The sequence below is a fragment of the Alkalibacterium sp. m-11 genome, from assembly GCF_054658155.1.
The window spans coordinates 1-255 of sequence record NZ_BAAGIR010000507.1; the positions used below are offsets into that span (position 1 = coordinate 1).

General features: G+C 41.6%; 1 pseudogene. It reads left to right on the forward strand.

Going from position 1 to position 255, the window contains the following annotated elements:
* Positions 1–255, forward strand: a pseudogene (locus ACYQ2O_RS13360) (IS4 family transposase); the annotation flags it as partial.

The window sequence follows — 255 nt, forward strand, 5'->3', positions numbered from 1 at the left end:
TTACTCTAGGTTGGAGTGATGGTCTCACCTTTATTCCGTTGGCAAAATCTTTTCTCAGCTCCAAAAAGAAAGCCAATCGCTTAAGTGAAGCAGATGAGCGAGTAGACAAACGGACCGTTGGATATAAGCGCCGTCAAGAAGCTCAAAAGAAAGCAACAGAAACCATGTTTGATTTACTTAATGCGCTACCTTTAAACCGTTTAAAAGCAAACACGATTCTCTTTGATAGCTGGTTTGGTCACGCTGCAGTCATTA